The sequence below is a fragment of the Nitrososphaera sp. genome (genome assembly GCA_039938515.1).
In the GTDB taxonomy this organism is placed as follows: domain Archaea; phylum Thermoproteota; class Nitrososphaeria; order Nitrososphaerales; family Nitrososphaeraceae; genus Nitrososphaera.
On sequence record JBDUUL010000014.1, the window covers coordinates 23655 to 45133 of the forward strand.

Here is a 21479-nt window from a genome sequence, read left to right on the forward strand (position 1 = left end):
GGACTGCGACTAGGCGTGCCGGGCGACGGCAGTGGCGAGTTCCCGGCTCCCAATGATTGCGCCCAGCGATAGGCCCACATTTCCCAGAACCAGCAGGGCGAAGTTCAGATACTGTCTGTTGTCAAGCATCCCGGTTGCTTCAAATGCAAATGAGGACATTGTAGTCAGCGAACCGCAGAACCCGACCGCGACCAAAAGGGAATAGCGGGGCTCGAGATTGTAAAGAGCAGATATTGCAGAGAACGCGCCGAGGATTGCGCTCCCTAGCACGTTAACTATGAGAATGTTAAGCGGGAGTGTCCCAAAGATTAGTGGAGATTCCGTGATTTTGAACCTGATTAGCGCGCCTGCAACTGCTCCGGCAGCAATAAGAGCAACCTCAATCCCCTTCAAATCGCGCCCACCATTTTTGACACTTTTTTGGCAGGCATTATCAGCACCCCTCAGGTGCGGTTTTGGCTTTCTGCCAAGGCTAATGCCATAGCCTGATTTTGCAGCGGCACATGAAAAAGATAAACTTAGCGGTGTCTTTGAAGAATAAACGGCTTCCGTCGGCGGGAATAGGTAGATTAATTTGAAATGAGAACTATTCGCCAGTGATTCAGCTTCCGGCTCTCAAGCCCATTCGTAATTACAGTTCCAGTGATTACCTTACATTCTCTGCGAGCACTATTTTTGCACAGACCGATGTAGCATGAAACTGAACAAGAACGTAATCCGGTGGTCGGTTCTGCTGTACATTGTTCTTGTGGTTCCCGTAAGCGTCTTCCACGAATTTGGCCATGCCCTCGTCTGCTCATCCAATGGCTACTCATATCGTATCTGGGTGGATTTCACAGGTGGTCATGAGATTTGCTCCAACACTTCGGTAACCCGGCTTCTTTCGTACAACGCGATGGGCGGAATATTTGGGTTGGCCGCAGGGATTTCAATTACCGCAAGTTCAAGGTTATTCCCTGGAAACCTGCGACTGGCTATCACTTCAGTCGGCCTGGCATATGTAGTCGACCAGTTTTCAAAGGTAGTGCTTGAGGGATTCTTCACCCGGGGATATCTGTCTGGAAGGTTCGACGTATTGATTACAATAATCCAGGTCGGCTCGTGGATAGGCTTCATGCTCTACTTTGCGCGAACCGAGGACGCGCCGCAGATAAGACCAAGTTCTAACGTTTGAGAGACGGGCAGGGTAGGCGTCAAACCTTGCTCGAAGCTATTTTGACTGGGATATCAGCGTGTCCCACTTTCCATAATCTCCGGATGGTAGCTCGCGTGCGGCGGCAAAACCCTGGCCGGTCTTGCCAAGATTCTTTATTTCGTCAATAGGAATTAGCCTCCAGTCAGGTACCGAACCGGAGCTAGTCCCGCCGGCTATCTGGTAAACGAGAAGCATCCTCTTGTTGTTCTTGATGCCGTAGGCGTGAGGCTCTGCAATCCGCTGAAAGCCCTTAAAGGTAAACTGCAATAACTGTTTTTTTTCAATCGCTTCGCGAAGAATGCTTGTGTTCACCAAGGTAACAGCATCCGATGGCGCATATAAGAAAATAAGCCCATCCTCTCCATTAGTTACAGGCTCTTCCGGTTATTTCGGCTAGCACAACCGTACCTGCATACTAAATAATATTCAGAGTAGGTAGGAGCGTGTCAAGGGGCAATGAACATGAGGCCGAGGGTCAAAGGACGACATGGATGGACGTGACAAACGAGTCAGTCCACACAAGCGACGACGTAGATATTGGGGACATCAAGGCCATAAACCGCGAATTTATCGTTGTAAAAAGGGGGTATGCCAATGTGCACTATTACTACATTCCAGTACGCGACGTGGAAGGCTGGGATGGACATGTAGTGTGGCTAAAGATCACGGAGGACCGGGTCAAAGCACTTCATGAGAGCGACAAAGAGCCAGAGCAGGGCCCATTCTATGTCCAAGATTCTCCTTATATCGACGCCCGTCCGTATCCTCGCGCATACTTTCCCGAGATGCCGATTATAGCGGAAAAACACAGGAGCTAAACTGCGTCAAGTTCACGCAATGCCCCCATGGCCATCAATGACAACAGCTAGAGCATCGGGTTGATCCGTTGATTTGCCCTTCAGCAGCTCTGATGACGTAGGTTAACCCCGGCCCAGAAAACCAATGCGAATACTATCACTCGACGAGAACTAGCGCTCCCTTTCCATTGCTTCCTGCTGCAATTTGTCTATCTTGGCCTGCGGGATCTCAGCAAACTTGTTGCACCAGTCCCTGCCTGAAATTATCAGGTTAAACTTTGCAAGGTCGGGCTGGACGCATTTGCCGTTCGTCAGAATATCTGCGTTTATTGGATCGGATGGGGAAAACCAAGTGCACGAGAGACAGTTTTCAGACTGCCATGAGATTCGCTTGATTATCTTACCGTTGTCTTCTGTCGCCATATTCCAGTTTCCTTGAGAGTTACAGGATTGCTATGACTATAAACGTGATCAACGATAGTTCGGGCACTGAGTGGGAATTCATATCTTGCATGGTGCGTACAAATATTTGCGACATGCCTGACAATGTTGACTCGGACGGCGATCAATCGCCCTCTCTGCGCCCCGGGCTTGAATCACGCGCACTCAACGACTCGGTAGGAAGGGCGATAGCTGACCAGGATTTTGTTGAACGGGTAATCGAGCTCCTAAAGGGAATGGAATTTCCAGCCTTCAAGCAGGAAATACTCGATTATGTCACGGAGGCAAACATGAGCGAGGACCAGGTCCTGAGCGTCCTCAATACCCTGAGCGGTTACAATGCCTACCGAGAACTGAACCAGGTACGCGAGGCCATAGAGGTCAACCGTCCCAGGACTCGCCATCACGGCAATGATTCGCCGGACACGTTTCCGACCCAGGGGCAGGGCGAGCACGCTGCAGAGGTCGAGAGATCCAGATATGAGTCAACTCCGACGAGAAAGCACGTGTCAGAGACAAAAGTCAATGTGGCGCCAGACAGGAACCAGGGTGCAGTCATGGCTCAAAACCCCAGAAGCGCAGCTGTCTGCGATTTGTGTGGCGCGACATTTGCCACGGCAAATCAACTTGTCCAACACAAAAAGGAAGAAAAAGGCGAGCCCTAGCCCAGCGGGTTAGAGTTTACGATTTCGTCAAGGCACCTGACGATGTCCTGCTTTGAGACCGAAACAGGATTGTTGTCCAGATGACCCCTGTCAGGCATTATCACGTCAGCAGCGGCATCAAGCGGCTGTTTGAGTTTTAGGGGCTCGAACTTTAACTTCTGGCATATCCTCTTGAACCGATCGTAGTACTGAGATTTGTTGAACCTGTGGGCGACGGTCGTGCAGGATGAGAGGGCATAGCCGTGAGGAACTCCCTCGTTTGAGAATACGTACGACAGAGCGTGTCCAAGAGTGGTCGAGGCATTTCCAAATCCAATGCCCGAAAGCATTGCGCCGTATGGCAGAAGGCTCTGCTTGTCGTTTATAATCGCATCCTCGAGGATATCAAACGCCTCCTTGCAGAAGAAGCGGGTGAACGGGTTTGCAAGCTTGCTGTCAAACGCCTCCGATGCCTGAGCTGCTGCGTCGCACGCGGAGTTGCGCATTATGTTAAAAGGCGTGCCGGGAAGAAAGTAAGGGTCCACTATGGCGGCGTCTGCAAGGAACGCCTCGTCCTGCAGCAGCTTCTTCTTGTGATCGAAACTGATTACTGCATACGTCGTCATTTCGGCCCCGGTTCCGAAGGTAGTCGGAATGAGTATCTTGGGAATGCCGGTCATCTTTCCCAGGTACTTGCATACGTCCATCGAGCTCCCTCCTCCAAGGCCTATGTAAGCCGAGACCTCTTTTCCATCGTACTGTTTCTTGATGGCTTCAATGGTTTCAATTGCGGGGTCGGGGGTTACCTTGTCGTATACTTCATAGTTCTTTATACCCATGTAGTCGAGCCACTTGTTGTAAATGTCAGGAGTCGTAGTTGTAATTACGAGCGAATTCTTGGGATAGGGAAATTCCTTGGCAGCATTTTCGCCAAACATTATTTTCTTGGGCATCAGCACTTTTGAGGCCATGTTACGTCTCTAGGATCCATGAGGTGGGGTTTTATGTCTTGCTCTATACGTTCTGCCGGACTAGCTGTTCGTACTTTTTCTTCTCTAGACGCATAAGGTAAACGATGCCTGCTATGACAAAGACCTCAAGCGACTTGGCAAGCAGGCCTTCAAAGTCTATGTGTTCCGGCTGATTGCTTGGCGAGAGTGGCGGCGGGAATATTACGGCGTACGTATAAAGGCCTACGAGCACGAGGCTGCCGACCAGCCCGAAGAGATTAACTGCCACCGTCTTTCGATAGTGTTTGTAGGGGTACGAACCCCGGCCATAGGTGGCACCAACAAGCATTAACATTGTGTAAATGACTCCATATGTTACCTGCATACCTCCGGCCGTTATCAGGAATATGCTGTATTCTATCCTGAGGGTGGCGTGCTCCGAATAGACGGCAAAGTGGACCATGCCTCCGGCGATGGCAGTAAACGTTACTACATACCTTACAAGATCGCCCGGCTGTAGCTTGAACTGCCCGGCTTTGCGCCTGCGCCTGTACGCCATGCCCATCGCGATTCCCATAAACAGCAGGGGGAGCGATATTCCGACTAGCACGGTCGAGTTGAAAATAGTGCCGAAATCGCGGTTGATGTTGACGTTAAACACGAACCTGTCACAGCTGCAGCCAAGTGAACTTGATAGGATTGACCTTGGGGGGTCAATCGAGTTGGGGTTTGCGGGCTGTGAGCCGGCGACGCTGAGCACTATCTGATAGCTGCCGACGCTTGGAAAGTTATAGTATACCTGAAAGTCGCCGACATCCTGCTTGGTCCAGGGAAAGGCAGCAACCCTTTCCCCGCTAAGCGCAGAATAAACCTCGACCATGGTGTAGATATTATGCGTGTCCTGGCCCTGAGTGTCCTGGACGCTGAATTGCATTGCTACCGGCTGGTTGGGCGGAGTATATTCCGGATCCAGCGCCTCGTAGACATAGTATTGGCCTACGCCCTGGCTCAGAGCATTGTAGTGCGAAAAGTGTTCAAAGTGGCCATAAGCCGGCTTGGGCGAAAAACAAAACAGGGCGGCAATGATTAGGGCTGCAAGGGCCAGCCCGATACGCCTTGACGGAATATGCCGGCCGGCTTTTTTCTTTCTGACAGTTGTCTCAGAGATGACGCTTTGATGCATTGCCGGCAAGGTCATGGGCTCTACTGCCTAACGCGCCTTTGTAGGTATCGCCTTTTTTTCCAATTCGAGCCTGCGCGCGTAGAGGAAGGTCATAAGCATCATGGAAAACAGGACAAGACCGAGTCCCAAATGGCCCGTAACAAGCAGTGAATGGAGCCGCTCGACTATAACAACGCCTCCTAGCGATATTTGTCCAATCACGGCGCCGCCGGCGATCGCAGAGGTCATCTTCATTGCCCTAGGTGCAATCCGGGACCTCAACGTAAAGACCATGGTGATGATAACAAGGACACCGGAGGTTGCAGCGACGGTCCTGTGAAAGTACTCGATAATAAAATCAGGCCCGGGAACGAAGCCCTGCGGACACAGCGGCCAATTGGGGCAGGACAGTCCCACGCCCGAAGAACTCACGTAGCCTCCGATGAAAATCAGTACAAAAAGGACGGATAATGAAGAAAAAGAGAGGGTTTGTAGCAGGCCCATGTCCTGGGACTAGCTAACCTTTAGAGACCCTTTCATGAACGGATGGACTTGGCAGTAGAACGGATAGGTGGTTCCCGAATCGACTTTATCGAGTGTGATGGTGGCGGATTTTCCAGGTTGAATGTAGCTTGTGTCAAATGCCTTGCCTGAATTGGGATCGTCTGAGCCGGTACCCGAAGTCAGCGTGTGCATCGCGTTGTCAGTGTTATCAACTTCTACTATGTCGCCCTTCTTGGCAGTCGCAGAGTCGGGGTCATATGCGGGGCTGCCTTGGACTGAAGCGCCCTTCAGAATGGAAATCTTTTCCGCAGCCGGAGTGGAACTAGTGCTGCCAGAGGCGCCGCCTGCCGAGGGAGCCGCCACGTTAATTGTCCCTTTCATGAAGGGGTGTACTTGGCAGTAATACGGGATGGTATCGCCCTGCTTCGCTCCAGTCAGCGTCATAGCCTTTGAGTTCTTGCCAGGATTTACAAAGCCGGTATCAAAGATCTTGCCAGAGTTTGGATCGTCAGAGCCTTTACCGGATGTTGCAGTGTGGACTGCAGTGTCCTTGTTTGAAAATACTAGTTGGCCGTTTGCGGGCACCGAACCGGGGTCAGGGTCGTATGCCTTGCTGCCTTGAACGGACGCGCCTTTCAGTATGGATATTGTGGTCGCGCCTGCAGGAATTGCATTGCCGCCGCCCGATGAGTTAGAGCCGGCTCCATGGCTACCAGTATCAGTGAATTTCGGCTCTACGGTTGTTGGCAGGCCAAGTCTTGTTACAGGAGGCGGGTTCTTGATCATTTCATTAAAGTTGGGGATGAGGATTGCTGCCCCGATGGCGATAGTAATGCCAATGATCGCTAAGCCCTTGCCAAAACGCTTTGGCGAGGTCAGGATGATTGGTTCCCTATGTCCTGGCCCCTCTTCGTCGTGGCTCATCTTGTCCCTATTCCTCCGTTCCTAGTGGTGCGGCTCGCGGCGCGCATAGTCGTAGTATTTCTCTCCGATGCCAAATGGGTCGTCCATGTTCGCAGGCTTGCCACGAGCTACCGAGTGGAAGAGGTTTGCAAGGAGCAACGCAGCGCTTGTGCCGGTAATCCATGCGCCGACGGTCGAAATCTGGTTCAGGATGATTAGCGGCTGGACTGGCACGTAGTCGAATGTTCGTCTGGGCTGCCCGTATAGTCCTGTGACGTGCTGAGTGAGGAATATCAGCGATGTGCCTATGAACATGAACCAGAAGGTGACCATTGCGAGCCTCTCGTTGTACATCCTGCCCGTGATAAACGGCAAGAAGTATAGCAGGAAGCCGACGAAACTGAAGGTAATCTGCCCCATCACGAACAGATGGAAGTGCCCGACTACCCAATAGCTGTCATGCGTCAGGAAGTCGAGGGGCATTGCAGTATTCACTATACCTCCGGCTCCCGCGAAGAAGAACAACACTATCCCCCCTACCGCGAAAGCCATTGGGGCACGGAACCTGATTCTTCCTCCCCACATGGTCGCCATCCAGTTAAAGACGTGCATCGCAGACGCAGGCACTGCGGCAAGAGTCCCCACCATAAACACTGTCTTTTCCGTGAAAGTCATGCCTGTGGAGTACATGTGATGTGCCCATGACGAAAAGCCCACGATTGCTAATAGTACAAAGGCGGTTACTCCTGACTGATAACTGAATATCGGCTTGCGAGAGAACTTTGGCACTATCTCGTAAACCATACCTACCGCAGGTATCAAGAAGATGTACACCTCAGGGTGGAACGTGAACCAGAACAGGTGCTGATAAGCTATGGGATCTCCTCCCATCGCGGGATTGAAGAAGCCGGATACCCCAAGCCTGTCCGTATACAGCATGATAAGAGCTGCAGCGAAGGTAGGCATAGCAACCAGAATCATGAGTGATGTGATGAGAGTAGCCCAGACAAACAAAGGAATTTTCATCAGAGGCAGATCCGGGTGCTTCATACGGAGAATAGTTACGACAAAGTTGATTGCGCCAAGAATTGAAGAGATTCCCAGAATCTTAAGGCCGAATATCCACATTTCAGCGGCAGGACCTGGCGCGCGGATAGTGGAGTAAGGTGGGTAACCATACCATGAGGTGTCGGACCAGCCGAGCCAAATTAGAGCCATTCCGACTGGAATCATCCAGAACGCAACAGCGTTGAGCTTTGGCCAAGCCATGTCTTTGTATCGGACCATGATGGGGATGAGGTAGTTACCGATACCAGAGGCAAAGGGAAGCAGCCACAGGAACAGCATGTTGGTACCATGCACTGTGAATATTCTATGGAATGTGGTCGAATCAGGAACCAGCCCCATCTGGTGGCCGGGCAAAAATAACTCTGTTCGTATGACCAAAGCGAGGGCTCCGCCCATAATAAATGCGGTCAAAGCAAGGTATACGTAAAGTAGACCTATATCTGTATGATGGGTTGAAAAAAGTATTTCCCAGACAGGTCGCGGCTTCTTGACTTCTAATACCAACTACATCCGCACCTCTTAATTGACATTTTACGCTGCGATTATCAATAAAAGCATTTTGCTTGGAGATTTCGAATGCTCAGAAACGCAGTGTCCTGCTTGTTATAATGATTGAATGGGGCAAGAGAACTAAACTTGAAATAAAAAGTAAAAAGGAAAACGGGAAGAATTAACCCGTCAGAGCTGTTGCACCGACAGACGGTGTCAGGTCAACAGGCTTGGTCGCAGACGTAGAGTTTGAGCTTGGCTCCTCGACGAACAGTTTGGCCCTCATCTGATAGTGCGAAAAGCCGCAGTATTCCCTGCATTGTATCAGGTACTGTCCAGACTGGTCGAAGATGGTCCAGACGTTGTTGATTCTGCCTGGGACTGCGTCAATCAGGGTGGAAAAATCAGGGATGTTAAATGCGTGATTTACGTCCCTAGAAGTTACTTCAAACCGATAGGGGACTCCCTTTACAACGTGCAGCTGGCCAATTTCCTGAGTTCCGTTTTCATGCTCAAACGTCCAGAACCATTGCTGGGCAGTAACTTTGATCAGCTGGGCGTTTGGCGGAGTCTCGTCTAGTTTCCGCTCTACGTTCCAAGCATCCGCGCCCACGTAGATTAATAAAGCAATAACGACTGCTACGTAAACCCATTCTATAGTTGCGTGACCCATCTAGTGCCCGCCTCCCTGCATTTTTGACGACACAGTCTTGTTTCGCGGATGAGATTCCCTGAATCGCCATACGATGTAGAACATTGTACCCATGATTACCGCTCCGATTACGAATGCGACAACCATCAGCCTGTAAAATAGCGCCCAAATTTCAATTCTGGGATAGAAGGTATTTCCACCAGATTGCTGCGCAAACGCGGGACCGACCGAAACAAAAAGCATTGCAGCAACGACAGGCAGGACAAACAACAAGATCCTAGAATACGAGATCATGATCCTCTGTCGACCTTAGCTCCTTTGGCATTGTAATTTAAAACTATCGCAAAGAGCTGCTATTCGTTAGGGTATCTGTGCATGGCCATGATGTTCACGCCGGACAGAGACATCATCCCTTCCTCGTGTTTTACAACAGTCATCGAGGCGTTACGGATGTGCCAGCGGTAGAGTGCCTCAGGTTTCAGGTCCAGGACAGTAGACAAGACTGCCTTTATGGGATCCAGATGAGTGACGGTTAGCACGTTTTTGTCGGGATGCCGACGAATTACGTCTTCCAGAAATTTTTTCACCCGGGCCTTGACTGATGCAAAGGTTTCGACTCCAAAACCCTGCAGAACCGGATCGTCTTCAGAGTAGAACTTTAGGAACAGGTTGCCGTATTTCGCAATGACTTCTTCATAGTTCATTCCAACCAGCTTGCCGAGCTCTATCTCGTAAAGTCGTTCGTCGACTTCGTAGGTGGTTCCAATTGACTTGCAGATTATTTCTGCAGTTTCAATGGCGCGGGTTACGGGCGAGACAAAGACCTTGTCTATCGAAATTGACTTGAGCTGCTTGGCCGCATCGGCAACCTGCACCCTGCCCTGCTCAGTAAGGTGCGATTCTATGTGCCTTCCGACCAATATTCTGTTGACATTGTTGTCTGCCTGGCCGTGGCGCATCATGATGACAAGCGGCAATACGTGCTCAGCGTACAAGTGTCACTATTATTTTTTAGCCCAGCTCGAACGTTTGGTTTAGCCTCGTGTGTAAACTTAATATCCGCAATCGGAACACACGAAGCACATCCGGGTATGAGAATTGGGATAATAGGCGGAACTGGCGGGATGGGCGAGGGCTTTGCACTTCGCTGGTGCTTGAGGCACGACATAGTCATTGGTTCTCGGGAAGCCGGCAAGGCCAGGGACGTAGCCGCTGGTTACTCAAAAGCTGCAACCGAGTTCCATGGAAGTATTTCAGGCAGCATTTCCGGCGATGAGAATATCGCGCTCGCCAAGGATTCTGACGTTTTAATCCTTTCAATACCTTACGAAACGATTGAGGATACGTGCAGCAGGCTTGCTGGCCAGGTGAAAAACGAGTGCATCATAGTCTCTCCGATTGTTCCTATGGCCAAGGCAGAGTCGGGGTTCGTCTACATTCCGCTCGAGCGCTCGGCAAGACCTGCCGCGGAGCTCGTAGCGAAAAAGCTTCCGGGTTCAAGAGTGGTCGCTGCGTATCACACAATATCGGAGGTGAAGCTGAAGAATATGGGACACGACATCGATGCGGACGCATTCATTTGCGGTGATGATGCCCAGGCAGTATCCTCAATTTCAGCTTTGACGTCAGAAATAGCTGGCCTCAGGCCAATACACATCGGACCGCTATCTCTGAGTTACCAGATAGAAATCCTTACACCGATGCTCCTAAACGCAGCTAGGCGGAATAAACTAAAGAATCCCGGTCTAAAGCTCGTCTGACAGCAAACATTATACACTTAGCGGGCAGTTTACGCATGTGCGGTGGAAGGAGGAGACCGGCAGTCGCCGCGGCAGGAATTGGATGTCGGCCATGGGAGTCCTGTTTATTGTCGTCGCAGGAATCATCGCTATTAGAAATTTGGCTCTATACTATGTTGACTATTCTGCCGGACTGATCGAGAACAGCTGGCAGGAATACCTGAACAAGATTACTAATTCGCAGATAACCAACGAAAAATTCGTTTTCGTCATGCTTGGCATAGGCGGCTTTTTGCTGTACTGGGGGTATTTCATCAAGAAAGAGGATTACGGGCCGCCTGACGAGCACGAACGCCGAAGGTTCAGGTAGGTGTGACTTTCATCCCGATAATCTTCGCTTAACCGTCAATTGCCGATACAATTTTTAGTGAAATTGGGTTCTAATCAGACTAGACTTGTCTGCCTGACCCCTAGGGTCTTCCGCAATTAATATTCCAGTCAGATAATCAGCAAAGTTAAAGTCCGAGTGTGCACTAATCTTGAGATAGCAGCGAATTAGTCATGAAGCGAAGAGCTCAAGTCATGCGGCGCATGTCGTCACGGTCGGCATCCAAGAGCGCCGATTCTACCCGGAAACGATCAAAGAAGTCCAGACTGCCTCCCCTTGCAAAGAGCCCACGCAAGACCGGCAAATCGGTTGGCCGCACTGACAGTGCACGGAAATCGCCTAACGTTGAGGCCCAGCCCCAAAGGCCAAGCGTGGTGAGGATCATGGGCAGAGGTCAATACAGGGTTAACGCAAGGACATTGAAGCGGCTCAACCTGGTCGACGACGCAATGGTGGAGATGGTCAGCAAGGAAAAGCCCGACGACATTGAGTTCAAGCGAAAATTGACGGAATTGACCGAAATCGTAGTCCGCGACGGCAAGCCGCTAACAGGCCAAGAAATGACGAAAACAGACATTATCTTGCCCAGTGCAGACCTGCCAATCGATAATGCCAAAAAGCTGTTTACTGGAGAAGGCGTCATCCCCCGCTTCTGAGCGGAAGGTTCCATATAGGATACCAAAGCCCCATATCCTTTTCAAAAGCCATTTCATCTGAAACCGCAGACATCATCTTCATCTCTGCCTCCGTGTTTCGCTTGTCGCTTCCGGTCGGGACAAAGGGATAGTACCTTGTCCTCTTGTAATTGTAAATCAAGTACTGGTAGGTCGAAAAAGTCCTTGACGATTCGCCCTGCGCCTGAAACTCAAAGACGGCTGCCAGGAGCTGGTCCTTAAATCCCCTTTCAATTACGGTATCAGCGACAGAGTTGACTCCGGCAAGAAGATCCTCTATCTTTTGTCCGTCAAAGGTCACCCACATGTATCCGTACGAGTCGGTCGATAGGTTGTAATTTATGTCAAACTCTGGCCGAATGCTGTCAAGAAATTTGCGAAGTTCGCTTTCCATCTCCTGAAAGAAGGACCCGCTCACGCTCTTGAACGCAATCGCGCACCTTCCGGTTGACTTTAGCCCGAGCTTTACATCAAGTGTGAGCTGAGCAGAAGACAGGCTAAAGAGCGAGTCATAATCAGGCTGCTTTGCCTTCTTGACATTGGCAATGTCGCGGACGCGGCGAAAAAAACTCAGCTCATTCGCGCCTCCATTTCCATCAGCTTCCTAATTCGCTGATCGACTGGAGGATGTGTCGCAAAAAGGTTTGCGATGCCTTGGCCAGAAAGGGCGGGAATTATGAAAAACGCGTTAAGCCCCTCGACTTGACGGAGATCCCGAGTCGGTATTTTACGCATGTCGCCGCTTATCTTGAGAAGAGCGTTCGCGAGCTTGGAGGGCTTGCCGGTCATAAGCGCCCCGTCCCTGTCTGCGACAAACTCCCGGTATCTCGATATTGCACGTATAATCAAAAAGCTGACAACCCAGGTTATGACCGCCACCACAAGGACGATAATCATCATCATGCCGTTGTCCCTGTCTCGCCTTCCCCCGTAGTACCCCCCTCCATAGGCACCGCCGTAAAAGCTAAACTGCATGAGGTACCATGCGACAGTAGAAAAGAGGCTTGCCAGGGTAAGGACAAGGACATCCCGGTTCTTTATGTGGGAAAGTTCATGTGCCAGCACACCTTCAAGCTCTTCCGGCTCTAGCAGGTTCAGAAGGCCGGTCGTCACGCATACTATGGAGCTTTTCTGTGACTTGCCGGTGGCAAACGCGTTTGGCATATCTGTATTTATTACGCCGATCTTGGGCTTTGGAAGGCCGGTGCGGGCGACTATGCGCTCAACGAGGTCATGAAGTTCTGGGAACTGTTCTCGGCTAACGATCTTGGCGCCGGAGCTCCAGAGAACTATTTTTTCTGAAAAATACCACTGGGCGAGGACCATAATCCCTGCAATGACGGCTATGGCCGTTGCGCCTACGCCGAGAGCAGTCAGAATGCCCAAGAATACAAGGTAAAGGATAGTTAGAACTGCATAGCAAACTATAATCCTCGCAGTGAGGCCTGTGTCTCTCTTCTTCCATGGCTGCTCTTTTTTTGGCGAATACATCAGATAGCGACGGTAATACTATGCAGATTTAGTATTATAATCATTTACCGCCCCTGTCCGATACAAAGTCCTCGAGTTTGTCCATCGCCTTTTCCAGCAACTCCTCCTGAGGAAGGTAAACGATCCTGAAATGACCGCTGCCGTAGGCCGCGCCAAAGCCAGACCCATGCACGGTTAGGACGCCGGTGCTGTTAAGCAGGTCGATTACAAACTCTTGATCGCTTTTCCACCGGCTTCCCAGGTTCAGTTTTGGAAAAAGGTAGAAAGCCCCGCTTGGGACTTTGCAGCTCATCCCCATTTCGGCGAGTCGCTTTACCACAAAGTCCCGTCGCGAGCGAAGTTTGCTGACCATCCTTGGAATGTGGTCCTGGGGACCCTTGAGGGCTTGGACGGCTGCCACTTGAACTGGAAGGTTTGACGCGATTCTGACCCTTGCGAGTTTTGGCACGTCCTCCCTCAGCCCGTCGAGCTTCCTCGACTGGCTGTTCATGCAAAGGTAGCCGCAGCGCCAGCCAGTCATGAGATAAGATTTCGAAAAGCCGTTTAAAAGAACAATGGGGGCGTCCTTTGAGACCTTCCCGATGCCTGAAAACTGGGAATCAAATACGATCTTGTCATAGATTTCGTCACAAATTACATAGAGGTCATGCTCGGTGGCAATATCGACGAGCTGCTGAAGGCTCTTGCGGTCAAAGACCTCGCCAGTGGGATTGTTTGGATTTATGATAACGAGGGCCCTTGACCTCGGAGTGATTTTGGAACGCAGGTCCTCGAGGTCGGGCCGGCCATCACTGTGCAGCCTGAACTCCACCGGTCGGCCTCCGTAAAATTTCGCATAAGAGGAATATGGAGGGTAATACGGCCCGGGCATCAGGACCTCGCTGTTCGGATCGACTATCGACGCCATCGTCATGTCCAGGGCCTCCGAAACGCCGTTTGTGACCAACACGTCGTCTTCCGAGACATCAAGCCCCTTCTCTGACTCTTTTTCAACAATCGCCTGACGCAGCTCCTGAAGACCCTCCGACTCGGCGTAGTAGTTCAGGTCACCACTTACTGCGTCTATGAGGGCCTGCTTGATGTGGTCGGGCGTCTTGAAATCAAACTTCACCGGGTCTCCGATATTTAGATAAATGATGTCCTTACCGCTGGCCTTGTAACGCCGCGCGTATGTGGCAATGTCTCGGATAGCATATTCAACGCCGTGCGTACGGTCAGATACCTTCAATTGAGCGTGACTGAGGTAGGGCAAGCGAGCCGAGTTAAATTGTTAGTGATTTTCTGAATTAAGCACGCGGGAGTTCACAATGAGATGCTCAAGTTACATAAAATGTGAACAACAAACTTAAAGCCTAATCGTCTGAGTCTTGCTTGAATGGTTGCCAGCTATGAAGATGTCATGAAACTTGCTCTCGAACGCGGGTTTTACTTCCAAAGTTGCGAGATTTATGCGGATGCACCAGCGGGCTTTTGGGAGTACGGGCCGACAGGGGTAAACCTGAAGAACAAGTTCATTGAACTGTGGCGCCGCGAGCTGGTAAGGCGGGATGGCATGATGGAGATTGACGGATGCCAGGTGATGAGTAAGAGCGTTTTTGTGGCATCCGGACACATCGGCAACTTTACCGACCCGATCGTCAAGTGCTCCAAGTGCGGCTCCACTTTTCGGGCGGACAAATTCATTTCGGAAAAAACTGGCGAGAACGTGCCGGAGAGGCTGGGTGACGAGGAAGTAAACGCAATTATCCGCAAACACAACCTGAAATGCCCCAACTGCAAGGGGGAATTTGGGGGAGTAAGCAGGTTTAACATGATGTTCAGGCTCGGCATAGGTCCAGCTGGCGAAGAGGCATATCTTCGACCCGAAACTTGCCAGAGCATTTTTGTAGACTTTTCAAGGGTTTTCAAGACCATGAGAGGCAGGCTGCCTCTGGGGATAGCCCAGATAGGCAAGTCGTTTCGCAACGAGATAGCGCCAAGGCAGAGCCTTTTGCGGTTGAGGGAATTTTATCAGGCCGAGATTGAGGTATTCTGCAACCCAGCGCATGTCGACAGGATGCCGCGCTTTGAAGAGGTGAAGGACACGGTGCTTCGACTCTCGGATTCTGAAGGTAAACCAATTGGCCAGATGACTGCCGACGAGGCGGTGAGGAAAGGTCTCATTCCAAACGTCCTTGTCGCGTACTATCTGTCGCTTCTTACCCTTTTCTACGAGAAGACAGGCATTGACGTTTCACGGAGCAGGTTCCGCAGGCTTTCCGACGAAGAAAAGGCGTTCTACGCAAGCGTGGCCTTTGACTTTGAGGTCGAGACGAGCATAGGATGGCTGGAGCTTGTAGCGTGCAACTACCGCTCGGATTACGACCTGAAGGGCCACGGCGCGACGAGCAAGCAAAACCTTGAAGTCGTCGACCCTTCCGACCAGACAAAGGTTCTGCCGCATGTCTTCGAGTTATCCATGGGCATAGACCGCAGCCTCTATACGATCCTAGAACACTGCTACTACGAAGACCAGGAGCACGACGATAGAATCGTTCTTAGGCTCAAGCCTTACCTTGCTCCGGTGCTCGTGGGGATTCTTCCCCTGATGACAAAGGAGGGTCTAGGAGAGAAGGCCCGAAGGATTCACGGAGAACTCAAACTTGACTTTGACACCTTTTACGATGAGTCTGGCTCCATAGGACGGAGATATCGCCGCCTCGAGGAGGTCGGCGCTCCCTTTGCCGTAACCGTCGACCAGCAAACAATGAGCGACGACACTGTGACCGTGCGCCACCGTGACTCGATGACCCAGGACAGGTTGCGAATTGCGGAACTGGGGGAGTTTATGCGTCGCGCCGCCAGCATTCCCGCTCGCCGATGACGAGTGCTTTTATTTCTGCGCAGGCAAGCAGAGTCATGCCTACCAGAGCTGGCGGACATCGCGACCCAAGGAGGATTGCGCAGGACTCCGATCCCCCAGGCGAGAAGTGGCTGGTCGCATTTCGAAATCCAAGCTCGCGTTCAAGGCCTGATAGTTCTTTGGTGCGTGAATTTCTGGCGCCGGGGTTTTACGAAGCCTATGACATCGTAATGACCTTTGCAGAAAGAACAAACTTTGAGGTGCTGTGGTTTAAAGAGAGGAGGCTTTGCGAGGGTCTCGAGGGTTGCAAGTTTCCTATGCTCGATGCTCGATGCACTTTTTGCAACAAAAGGTTCAATCATGCAGAACCCGTACCTTGCTTTTACGAGGACTGTGGGGCGCAATTTTGCTCTCGGGACTGCATGGCAGAACACAAGGCACTCAGACACAGATAGTGTAAACTGACCTGGGCCCAGACGTCGTGGCGGCAGGTGCTACTCCAAGGGTTTTATCAGCTCAAGCGTGACTATCCTGATTCTTTCAGGGTCCCCCGCGAATTGGTCCAGACACCCAGTTGAGTATCCTGAAGGCGCCCCGGGCATGCAGGACAGAGCCTTGAAGTTTATCGATTCAAAGGTACGGACCAGCCAGTCGACCCACCGATAAAACTCGATTGGCGGCACGGGCTCGAAAAGATCATTCGTAAGCTCTGTTATAAGGTGAAACCTGCCCCCGGAACGCAATTTTAAGTAGAGCACGCGGTAAAATTCCCTCCAATCATCCTCCCTGGATTGGTCTATCAGGGCGGGGTCGGGGAGAATTGAGATGAATTCGTCCACAGAGCAGTTGTCGTATCTTCTTAGAGCATCTTGGCAGAGAGAATTAATTACCGTGGCATTGGAAGGAAGGAATTCCCTCGCAAGCTCGCACTTGGCCGGATCGACTTCAATTCCTTCAAAAGTTATTCCTTGATTCATCCCTGCTTTTGCAAGGTTCTTTAAAAAACGCCCGTCGCCTATCCCCAGCTCCACCACTAGTGGGTGGCTGGCCGGCCTGCCAGCTACCTCGTTCTGCGCGCTCATGAGCCGGATTAATCAGACTTTGAGTAGTTCTGCTTCTAGGAGCTGAGTAACGAGCTGCACGGCTTCCTGCTCCACCTGCTGCCTTGGAAGCCCGAGTTTTGCAGAGAACTGGTCTGTTAGCTGATTCAGTGTCCTGGAGCCGTCGCAGGTGTTCCAGAACTCCACGATCGCGTCGTTGACCATAAATCCCTGCTCCTTTTCGTTAAGCAAGATAAGCGATCCGTCTTCCTGCTTTGTCAGCCTGCCAGTCTTGAGAGGCTTTGATTTTTCATAATCGATCTGGAAGCGCAGCTTGGGTTTTCCAAAACCCATCCGCTCCCGCGCACTAGGATCCATCTTTTCAATGCTCCATGGCGGATCCCATACGATTTCCACGTTGATATTGCCGATGCCGTTAATTTTCCCAACGTACCTTTTGACATCGCTTACAAGAGTATCATGGAGAGGGCAACCGCGAGTAGTCATTGTCATCTTGATGTCAACGTCCTTCCCATGTGCAACATTCACGCCATAAATCAGACCAAGATCAACAACATTTACGGGGATCTCGGGGTCCATGCACTTTCTGAGTGCCGTGTACACCTGATCCACGCTGACAGCCTCCTGCCTAGACATAGCAACTCAGGTAATCTCTGATGTTTTAAATACTTTATCTACAGTGCGCTATCGGGACAAGTCATCAGGAACCTGGATTCAGCATTGCCGGATAGGGCTAGCCCAAGAGCGTTTTGAGGTTTTTTTCAAACGGAGGATTGAGTATCCCGCGTTCTGTAATGATGCCAGATATGAGCTCTGGAGGAGTCATGTCAAAGGCCGGGTTGAATATCCTGACGCCTCTGGGGGCGATGCGCTTTTTCCCTACCTTGACCACCTCGTCAATAGACCGCTCTTCGATTACAACGTCTTCCGGATTGCTTTCAAAGTCAAAAGTCGAAAGCGGGGCGGCCACGTAGAACGGAATCTGGTGTTTCCTTGCCAGGATTGCAACCTGGTATGTACCTATTTTGTTAAAGACATGTCCTGTGCGCAGGACCCTGTCCGCGCCGACAATCACTCTCTGGATTATTCCCCGCGACATCATGTGACCTACTGCTGTGTCCGGTATAAGGCTAACATCAACACCATCGTGCTGCAGCTCAAAGGCGGTTAGTCGAGCTCCCTGCATCACAGGCCTTGTCTCCGTGGCTACAACGCTGAGCCTCTTCCCCGATTCACGCGCAGACCTTATGACCCCCAATGCGGTCCCGTATGCGACCGTTGCCAGCGAACCGGCGTTGCAGTGTGTCAATACAACGTCGCCATCAGTAAACATCCGTGCGCCGTGGGACCCAAGGCTCCTGTTCGACTCGATGTCTTCGTTTGCCATGACCAGCGCTTCATTTAGGACGTCCGACTTCGCTTGTTCAACACTTTTAGATTTTTTCGCTTTATCCATTACCCTTTCAAGGGCCCAAAAGAGGTTCACAGCTGTCGGGCGTGTTGACCGCAGGAGCTCGAATGCGGTGGACATGTCTGCAATGAAATCATCTTTCGTCTTTGCCGCACTTTGCCTGGCCGCGAGCGCGAGGCCAAAGGCCGCCGCCACTCCAATCGCAGGCGCGCCCCGCACGACAAGCCTTTTGATGGCGTCGGCCACTTCACGATAATCCTTGCAATTCTTGTAAACGAGACGGCTTGGAAGCTTGGTCTGATCAATCAACTTCAGGCTGCCGGCATCCTCGTCCCAGGCGACGGTGAGTAACAGATCTAGGTTCTTGCTACGTTTGTGATCTTTCTTGGCGCGGGCTGGCAAGTGCCAATAGCCCTGCGCGGGTTTAGATTATAAAATCTAACCTGCCTGCGGCCGAGGTCTGCCTATTGAAGCGATTCTACCGTGCTGGAATTTCGATCTATCCAGCATTCCGCGCCCGTCATATATGGGAGTCGCTCCGGTGATTTTAGAGCTCAGCTCGCGGTACTCAGGATGATCAGCTACTAGCATTATCAAATCGGCGCCGTCAATTGCCTGCTTTAGATTTTGCGTAACGGGTATTCCTTCCTTTTCGAGCCTTGCGTCGGCCTTGACCAGCGGGTCGTGAACGCGGATCCGTCCGACTCGGAGCTTTTGAAGCTCGCTTATGACATCATAGGTAGGCGATAGTCGGGTGTCTGAAACACCTCCCCGAAACGCGAGGCCAAGAACTGCGATAGTTGCATCAGAACTGTGAGCATTAAGTAGACTGACTGCCTGCTGAGCGCAATAGGCAGGCATCGTGTCGTTGACGTTTCTGCTCAGGCGTGTAATATTGCAGTCAATCTTCATGGCATCGGCGGTATGAAGTACAAAGTGAGGATACACCGGGATGCATGCGCCTCCTACGCCAGCGCCGGGCCTATGGATATGTGAGAATGGTTGTGAATTGGCGGCCTCTCGGGCTTCCCAAAAGTCAACGCCTATTCTCTCGCAAAATTTTGCGAGCTCGTTTGCAAGTGCGATGTTGACATCCCGGTATATCCCTTCCAGAAGCTTTTCAGTCTCGGCAGTTCTCATGCTGCTAAGTTGAATTACTCCTTTTTTGAAAATGAAGGAGTAAAGGGCCTTCCCAAGCTCGAGGCTCCTCGGCCCGGCGCCAGAAATTACGGCGGGATACCTTTCCTCAATATCCTCTATCGCCCTGCCTTCGTATATCCTCTCGGGATTGTACAACATAAAGAAATCTTTCTCGACGGTAAGCCCACTTTCTTTTTCAAGGATAGGAAGAATGACGTCTTCCGAAGTCCCAGGAGGCACGCTCGGGTTGAGAGATACGATATCACCTTTTTTCATCCCTCTGGCTATGGTAGATGCGACCTGCTTTATCGCGCTGAGATCGGCAGAAAAACTGCCATCTGTCAAAAGGACAGGAACGCATATCATTTTTAGAAAAGACTCGTGTGCTGCCTTTACAGGGTCGTCATAAACCAGAAAATGCTTTGTCTTGATACCCCTTGAGAATGCCTCGTTGACTCCGGGTTCCGGCACGTGTGTCCTGCCCTGCCTCGCATTCGCGAGTACGGCCGGCGATTTGTCGAAGCCTATGACATACGCTCCTGCTCGAAGCCAGGCCGCTGCAAGGGGTGAGCCGACATGACCAAGGCCATACATCGCTATCTTTAGATCGCCGGACCTCAGCTTACTTTTCACCTTTGAAGACGAGAAAACGTGCTTGTCTGCTGAGTCGGCCAGGGATGTCGAAGACACTGTCTTGGCGGCTGTTCTCTTCATCGGCGTCTTACATAAACTCTGGATATATTAGAGTTGATTATGGTTGGACTACCACATATCGGCCTATAATTGAGGTTAAACTCAATTAGCGCTCAGGCGGATGGAGCTTTATCTGCCTAAACTGCCTGACGAAATCAGAAGCTTCGCATTAGCACTCGGTCTCCCAGTCGCACTTGTCGGGTGCAGATGCGGCGAGTCTTCGCTTGAGTGTTGCGAGTATGATCTTGCCATATTCGACGCTGGCAATACTCAGTCAAACCTTGTGAAGGTTGAAGGTTATTTCATCGAAGAGCACCATTTCGATTTTTCTTCGATAGGCGCCTCTCCCCTGCTTGACACTTCCGATGCGATTGTTATCAGAGACTCGCCTTCAATGCAACTGTCCAGTAAAATCAACGACACGGAGCATTCCTTGGCTTCTCGCAGACTCTTGCAGTCGCTGGGTAGAAGGTCGCTTGTCAGGTCGCTTTTCTGCCAGGGAGAGGCTCTTGAGGCCTACAAAGAATCTGACACACAGGCAGCCGCGATGTGGCTCAAGATTGGAGCATTTGAGTATTCTCGGGGGACTTTGGAGATTGCAGGCACAAGGCCAATGCCGCTCCACGAGCTTGGTCAGCTGCGTAACCAGTCTAGTTCTCCTATCGACCACTCGGGTCTTGATTTGGCCACCGAGATAATAGGGCTTGAAAGGGCAAGCAGATCGGTTCTATCAAGATCGATTCCGTCGGCAAGGGCGCTGTTGGATGGCAGGCCTGACCTTGAACTGATAATGGCCAAGGCCAGCACCCTGCTGCAAAAACAAATGATAGCAGATTGTTATTATTACATCGGCATGCAAGTATGCAGTCATTTGTTCTCAGGAGCAGGAGTTCTCAAGGCAGGACACATGAATAGACAGAACTTTAACATGAAGCTTGTCGAAACTGCGTTGGATTTATCAATTGACGCTTCAACATTCAGGAAAAACCAGTCTGGCCTCTTTAGAGCAGCAACAATTGCTCTGAGAGGCCTCAAGAAAAATAATTAAGTTTTAGGCTCGCTTTTTACCTGTCCGAGGCACAGCGATTACTGCAGTGGGAGCCTCAAGCTTGTTCTTTGCCCTCAGCTTTGCCTTGTACTTTAGGTTCCTCGGCTTTGTCCTAAGTCTATAGCCGCAGCACGGGCACCATAGGCCATCCCACTTTATGAATATCTCGCATATCTGGCAGCGCTTT

The 21479-nt window shown here is 51.1% G+C and carries 28 protein-coding genes and 1 riboswitch; of the genes, 9 read left to right on the forward strand and 19 right to left on the reverse strand.

The annotated features are described in order from the left end of the window. Positions 1–9 precede the first annotated feature (9 nt). Positions 10–393: a CrcB family protein gene (locus ABI361_07860; protein ID MEO9320569.1), complete on the reverse strand. Its 384-nt coding sequence runs from the start codon at positions 391–393 to the stop codon at positions 10–12. Between the two features lie 24 nt (positions 394–417). After that, positions 418–495: riboswitch (Fluoride riboswitch) on the reverse strand. 199 nt (positions 496–694) lie between these two features. Here ABI361_07860 and ABI361_07865 point away from each other — a divergent pair. Next, positions 695–1174, forward strand: coding sequence for a hypothetical protein (locus tag ABI361_07865; GenBank protein ID MEO9320570.1), 480 nt, complete (start codon positions 695–697; stop codon positions 1172–1174). A 36-nt stretch (positions 1175–1210) separates the two neighbouring features. On the opposite strand, the gene ABI361_07870 is transcribed toward ABI361_07865, so the two are convergent. Then, a complete protein-coding gene (locus tag ABI361_07870) occupies positions 1211–1507 on the reverse strand; it encodes a hypothetical protein (GenBank protein MEO9320571.1) in 297 nt (98 codons plus the stop codon). Positions 1508–1638: 131 nt separating this feature from the next. On the opposite strand from ABI361_07870, the gene ABI361_07875 reads away from it, so the two are divergent. Next, entirely contained in the window at positions 1639–2013 is a 375-nt protein-coding gene (locus ABI361_07875) for a hypothetical protein (protein ID MEO9320572.1), read from the forward strand. 150 nt (positions 2014–2163) lie between these two features. Here ABI361_07875 and ABI361_07880 read toward each other — a convergent pair whose 3' ends face one another. Further along, positions 2164–2415: a hypothetical protein gene (locus tag ABI361_07880; protein ID MEO9320573.1), complete on the reverse strand. Its 252-nt coding sequence runs from the start codon at positions 2413–2415 to the stop codon at positions 2164–2166. A 113-nt stretch (positions 2416–2528) separates the two neighbouring features. Between ABI361_07880 and ABI361_07885 the strand changes: the two genes are divergently transcribed. Further along, positions 2529–3098, forward strand: coding sequence for a hypothetical protein (locus tag ABI361_07885; GenBank protein MEO9320574.1), 570 nt, complete (start codon positions 2529–2531; stop codon positions 3096–3098). Here ABI361_07885 and ABI361_07890 read toward each other — a convergent pair. The 8 genes from ABI361_07890 to ABI361_07925 form a co-directional block, all read right to left on the reverse strand. Further along, positions 3095–4048 carry an iron-containing alcohol dehydrogenase gene (locus tag ABI361_07890; GenBank protein ID MEO9320575.1) on the reverse strand — a complete coding sequence of 318 codons (954 nt, stop codon included), beginning with the start codon at positions 4046–4048 and terminating at the stop codon, positions 3095–3097. The genes ABI361_07885 and ABI361_07890 overlap by 4 nt on opposite strands. Before the next feature lie 43 nt (positions 4049–4091). After that, on the reverse strand, positions 4092–5219 hold the full coding sequence (locus tag ABI361_07895) for a hypothetical protein (GenBank protein MEO9320576.1): 1128 nt from the start codon (positions 5217–5219) through the stop codon (positions 4092–4094). Between the two features lie 18 nt (positions 5220–5237). Then, positions 5238–5693 carry a COX15/CtaA family protein gene (locus ABI361_07900; protein ID MEO9320577.1) on the reverse strand — a complete coding sequence of 152 codons (456 nt, stop codon included), beginning with the start codon at positions 5691–5693 and terminating at the stop codon, positions 5238–5240. A 9-nt stretch (positions 5694–5702) separates the two neighbouring features. Then, positions 5703–6617, reverse strand: coding sequence for a cupredoxin domain-containing protein (locus tag ABI361_07905; GenBank protein MEO9320578.1), 915 nt, complete (start codon positions 6615–6617; stop codon positions 5703–5705). 21 nt (positions 6618–6638) lie between these two features. Next, the gene (locus ABI361_07910) at positions 6639–8168 is read right to left on the reverse strand and encodes a cbb3-type cytochrome c oxidase subunit I (GenBank protein MEO9320579.1); all 1530 of its coding nucleotides are present in this window, start codon (positions 8166–8168) and stop codon (positions 6639–6641) included. A 166-nt stretch (positions 8169–8334) separates the two neighbouring features. Continuing rightward, on the reverse strand, positions 8335–8826 hold the full coding sequence (locus tag ABI361_07915; GenBank protein MEO9320580.1) for a hypothetical protein: 492 nt from the start codon (positions 8824–8826) through the stop codon (positions 8335–8337). After that, positions 8827–9099: a heme transporter CcmC gene (locus ABI361_07920; protein ID MEO9320581.1), complete on the reverse strand. Its 273-nt coding sequence runs from the start codon at positions 9097–9099 to the stop codon at positions 8827–8829. It abuts the gene before it with no gap. Positions 9100–9158: 59 nt separating this feature from the next. After that, a complete protein-coding gene (locus ABI361_07925) occupies positions 9159–9782 on the reverse strand; it encodes a histidine phosphatase family protein (protein ID MEO9320582.1) in 624 nt (207 codons plus the stop codon). 114 nt (positions 9783–9896) lie between these two features. Between ABI361_07925 and npdG the strand changes: the two genes are divergently transcribed. From npdG to ABI361_07940, 3 genes are all read left to right on the forward strand, one after another. Next, a complete protein-coding gene (npdG, locus tag ABI361_07930; GenBank protein MEO9320583.1) occupies positions 9897–10565 on the forward strand; it encodes an NADPH-dependent F420 reductase in 669 nt (222 codons plus the stop codon). An 82-nt stretch (positions 10566–10647) separates the two neighbouring features. Continuing rightward, positions 10648–10914, forward strand: a complete 267-nt coding sequence (locus tag ABI361_07935; protein ID MEO9320584.1) for a hypothetical protein — start codon at positions 10648–10650, stop codon at positions 10912–10914. 191 nt (positions 10915–11105) lie between these two features. Then, entirely contained in the window at positions 11106–11588 is a 483-nt protein-coding gene (locus tag ABI361_07940; protein ID MEO9320585.1) for a hypothetical protein, read from the forward strand. Here ABI361_07940 and ABI361_07945 read toward each other — a convergent pair. The 3 genes from ABI361_07945 to ABI361_07955 form a co-directional block, all read right to left on the reverse strand. Further along, positions 11572–12024: a hypothetical protein gene (locus ABI361_07945; GenBank protein ID MEO9320586.1), complete on the reverse strand. Its 453-nt coding sequence runs from the start codon at positions 12022–12024 to the stop codon at positions 11572–11574. The two genes, ABI361_07940 and ABI361_07945, sit on opposite strands and share 17 nt — an antisense overlap. Positions 12025–12176: 152 nt before the next feature. Then, positions 12177–13097 carry a zinc metalloprotease HtpX gene (gene htpX, locus ABI361_07950; protein MEO9320587.1) on the reverse strand — a complete coding sequence of 307 codons (921 nt, stop codon included), beginning with the start codon at positions 13095–13097 and terminating at the stop codon, positions 12177–12179. Between the two features lie 40 nt (positions 13098–13137). Next, a complete protein-coding gene (locus ABI361_07955; GenBank protein MEO9320588.1) occupies positions 13138–14325 on the reverse strand; it encodes an aminotransferase class I/II-fold pyridoxal phosphate-dependent enzyme in 1188 nt (395 codons plus the stop codon). A gap of 147 nt (positions 14326–14472) precedes the next feature. Between ABI361_07955 and glyS the strand changes: the two genes are divergently transcribed. Further along, complete coding sequence (gene glyS, locus ABI361_07960; GenBank protein MEO9320589.1) at positions 14473–15960, forward strand: glycine--tRNA ligase; 1488 nt, start codon at positions 14473–14475, stop codon at positions 15958–15960. A gap of 35 nt (positions 15961–15995) precedes the next feature. Continuing rightward, positions 15996–16394, forward strand: coding sequence for a hypothetical protein (locus ABI361_07965; protein MEO9320590.1), 399 nt, complete (start codon positions 15996–15998; stop codon positions 16392–16394). Between the two features lie 39 nt (positions 16395–16433). Here the strand turns inward: ABI361_07965 and ABI361_07970 are convergent, their stop codons facing one another. The 4 genes from ABI361_07970 to ABI361_07985 form a co-directional block, all read right to left on the reverse strand. After that, a complete protein-coding gene (locus tag ABI361_07970) occupies positions 16434–17021 on the reverse strand; it encodes a hypothetical protein (GenBank protein ID MEO9320591.1) in 588 nt (195 codons plus the stop codon). A gap of 12 nt (positions 17022–17033) precedes the next feature. Further along, complete coding sequence (locus ABI361_07975) at positions 17034–17636, reverse strand: PqqD family peptide modification chaperone (GenBank protein ID MEO9320592.1); 603 nt, start codon at positions 17634–17636, stop codon at positions 17034–17036. Positions 17637–17733: 97 nt separating this feature from the next. Next, on the reverse strand, positions 17734–18765 hold the full coding sequence (gene mtnA / locus ABI361_07980) for an S-methyl-5-thioribose-1-phosphate isomerase (GenBank protein MEO9320593.1): 1032 nt from the start codon (positions 18763–18765) through the stop codon (positions 17734–17736). Between the two features lie 84 nt (positions 18766–18849). After that, a complete protein-coding gene (locus ABI361_07985; GenBank protein ID MEO9320594.1) occupies positions 18850–20265 on the reverse strand; it encodes a nucleotide sugar dehydrogenase in 1416 nt (471 codons plus the stop codon). Positions 20266–20365: 100 nt separating this feature from the next. Here ABI361_07985 and ABI361_07990 point away from each other — a divergent pair, with 100 nt between their 5' ends. Then, positions 20366–21292: a hypothetical protein gene (locus ABI361_07990; GenBank protein ID MEO9320595.1), complete on the forward strand. Its 927-nt coding sequence runs from the start codon at positions 20366–20368 to the stop codon at positions 21290–21292. Positions 21293–21295: 3 nt separating this feature from the next. Here ABI361_07990 and ABI361_07995 read toward each other — a convergent pair. Further along, a partial coding sequence (locus tag ABI361_07995) for a hypothetical protein (GenBank protein ID MEO9320596.1) occupies positions 21296–21479 on the reverse strand: 184 nt, incomplete at its 5' end.

What these genes read in the sequence shown, in the direction of transcription:
- ABI361_07940 (MEO9320585.1), top strand. Translation starts at nt 11,106, where the DNA reads ATGAAGCGAAGAGCTCAAGTCATGCGGCGCATGTCGTCACGGTCGGCA.
- ABI361_07890 (MEO9320575.1), bottom strand. Translation starts at nt 4,048, where the DNA reads ATGGCCTCAAAAGTGCTGATGCCCAAGAAAATAATGTTTGGCGAAAAT.
- ABI361_07975 (MEO9320592.1), bottom strand. Translation starts at nt 17,636, where the DNA reads ATGTCTAGGCAGGAGGCTGTCAGCGTGGATCAGGTGTACACGGCACTC.
- ABI361_07865 (MEO9320570.1), top strand. Translation starts at nt 695, where the DNA reads ATGAAACTGAACAAGAACGTAATCCGGTGGTCGGTTCTGCTGTACATT.
- ABI361_07920 (MEO9320581.1), bottom strand. Translation starts at nt 9,099, where the DNA reads ATGATCTCGTATTCTAGGATCTTGTTGTTTGTCCTGCCTGTCGTTGCT.
- ABI361_07990 (MEO9320595.1), top strand. Translation starts at nt 20,366, where the DNA reads ATGGAGCTTTATCTGCCTAAACTGCCTGACGAAATCAGAAGCTTCGCA.
- npdG (MEO9320583.1), top strand. Translation starts at nt 9,897, where the DNA reads ATGAGAATTGGGATAATAGGCGGAACTGGCGGGATGGGCGAGGGCTTT.
- ABI361_07935 (MEO9320584.1), top strand. Translation starts at nt 10,648, where the DNA reads ATGTCGGCCATGGGAGTCCTGTTTATTGTCGTCGCAGGAATCATCGCT.
- ABI361_07915 (MEO9320580.1), bottom strand. Translation starts at nt 8,826, where the DNA reads ATGGGTCACGCAACTATAGAATGGGTTTACGTAGCAGTCGTTATTGCT.
- ABI361_07965 (MEO9320590.1), top strand. Translation starts at nt 15,996, where the DNA reads ATGCCTACCAGAGCTGGCGGACATCGCGACCCAAGGAGGATTGCGCAG.
- ABI361_07970 (MEO9320591.1), bottom strand. Translation starts at nt 17,021, where the DNA reads ATGAGCGCGCAGAACGAGGTAGCTGGCAGGCCGGCCAGCCACCCACTA.
- htpX (MEO9320587.1), bottom strand. Translation starts at nt 13,097, where the DNA reads ATGTATTCGCCAAAAAAAGAGCAGCCATGGAAGAAGAGAGACACAGGC.
- ABI361_07880 (MEO9320573.1), bottom strand. Translation starts at nt 2,415, where the DNA reads ATGGCGACAGAAGACAACGGTAAGATAATCAAGCGAATCTCATGGCAG.
- ABI361_07885 (MEO9320574.1), top strand. Translation starts at nt 2,529, where the DNA reads ATGCCTGACAATGTTGACTCGGACGGCGATCAATCGCCCTCTCTGCGC.
- ABI361_07905 (MEO9320578.1), bottom strand. Translation starts at nt 6,617, where the DNA reads ATGAGCCACGACGAAGAGGGGCCAGGACATAGGGAACCAATCATCCTG.
- ABI361_07900 (MEO9320577.1), bottom strand. Translation starts at nt 5,693, where the DNA reads ATGGGCCTGCTACAAACCCTCTCTTTTTCTTCATTATCCGTCCTTTTT.
- glyS (MEO9320589.1), top strand. Translation starts at nt 14,473, where the DNA reads ATGGTTGCCAGCTATGAAGATGTCATGAAACTTGCTCTCGAACGCGGG.
- ABI361_07985 (MEO9320594.1), bottom strand. Translation starts at nt 20,265, where the DNA reads ATGAAGAGAACAGCCGCCAAGACAGTGTCTTCGACATCCCTGGCCGAC.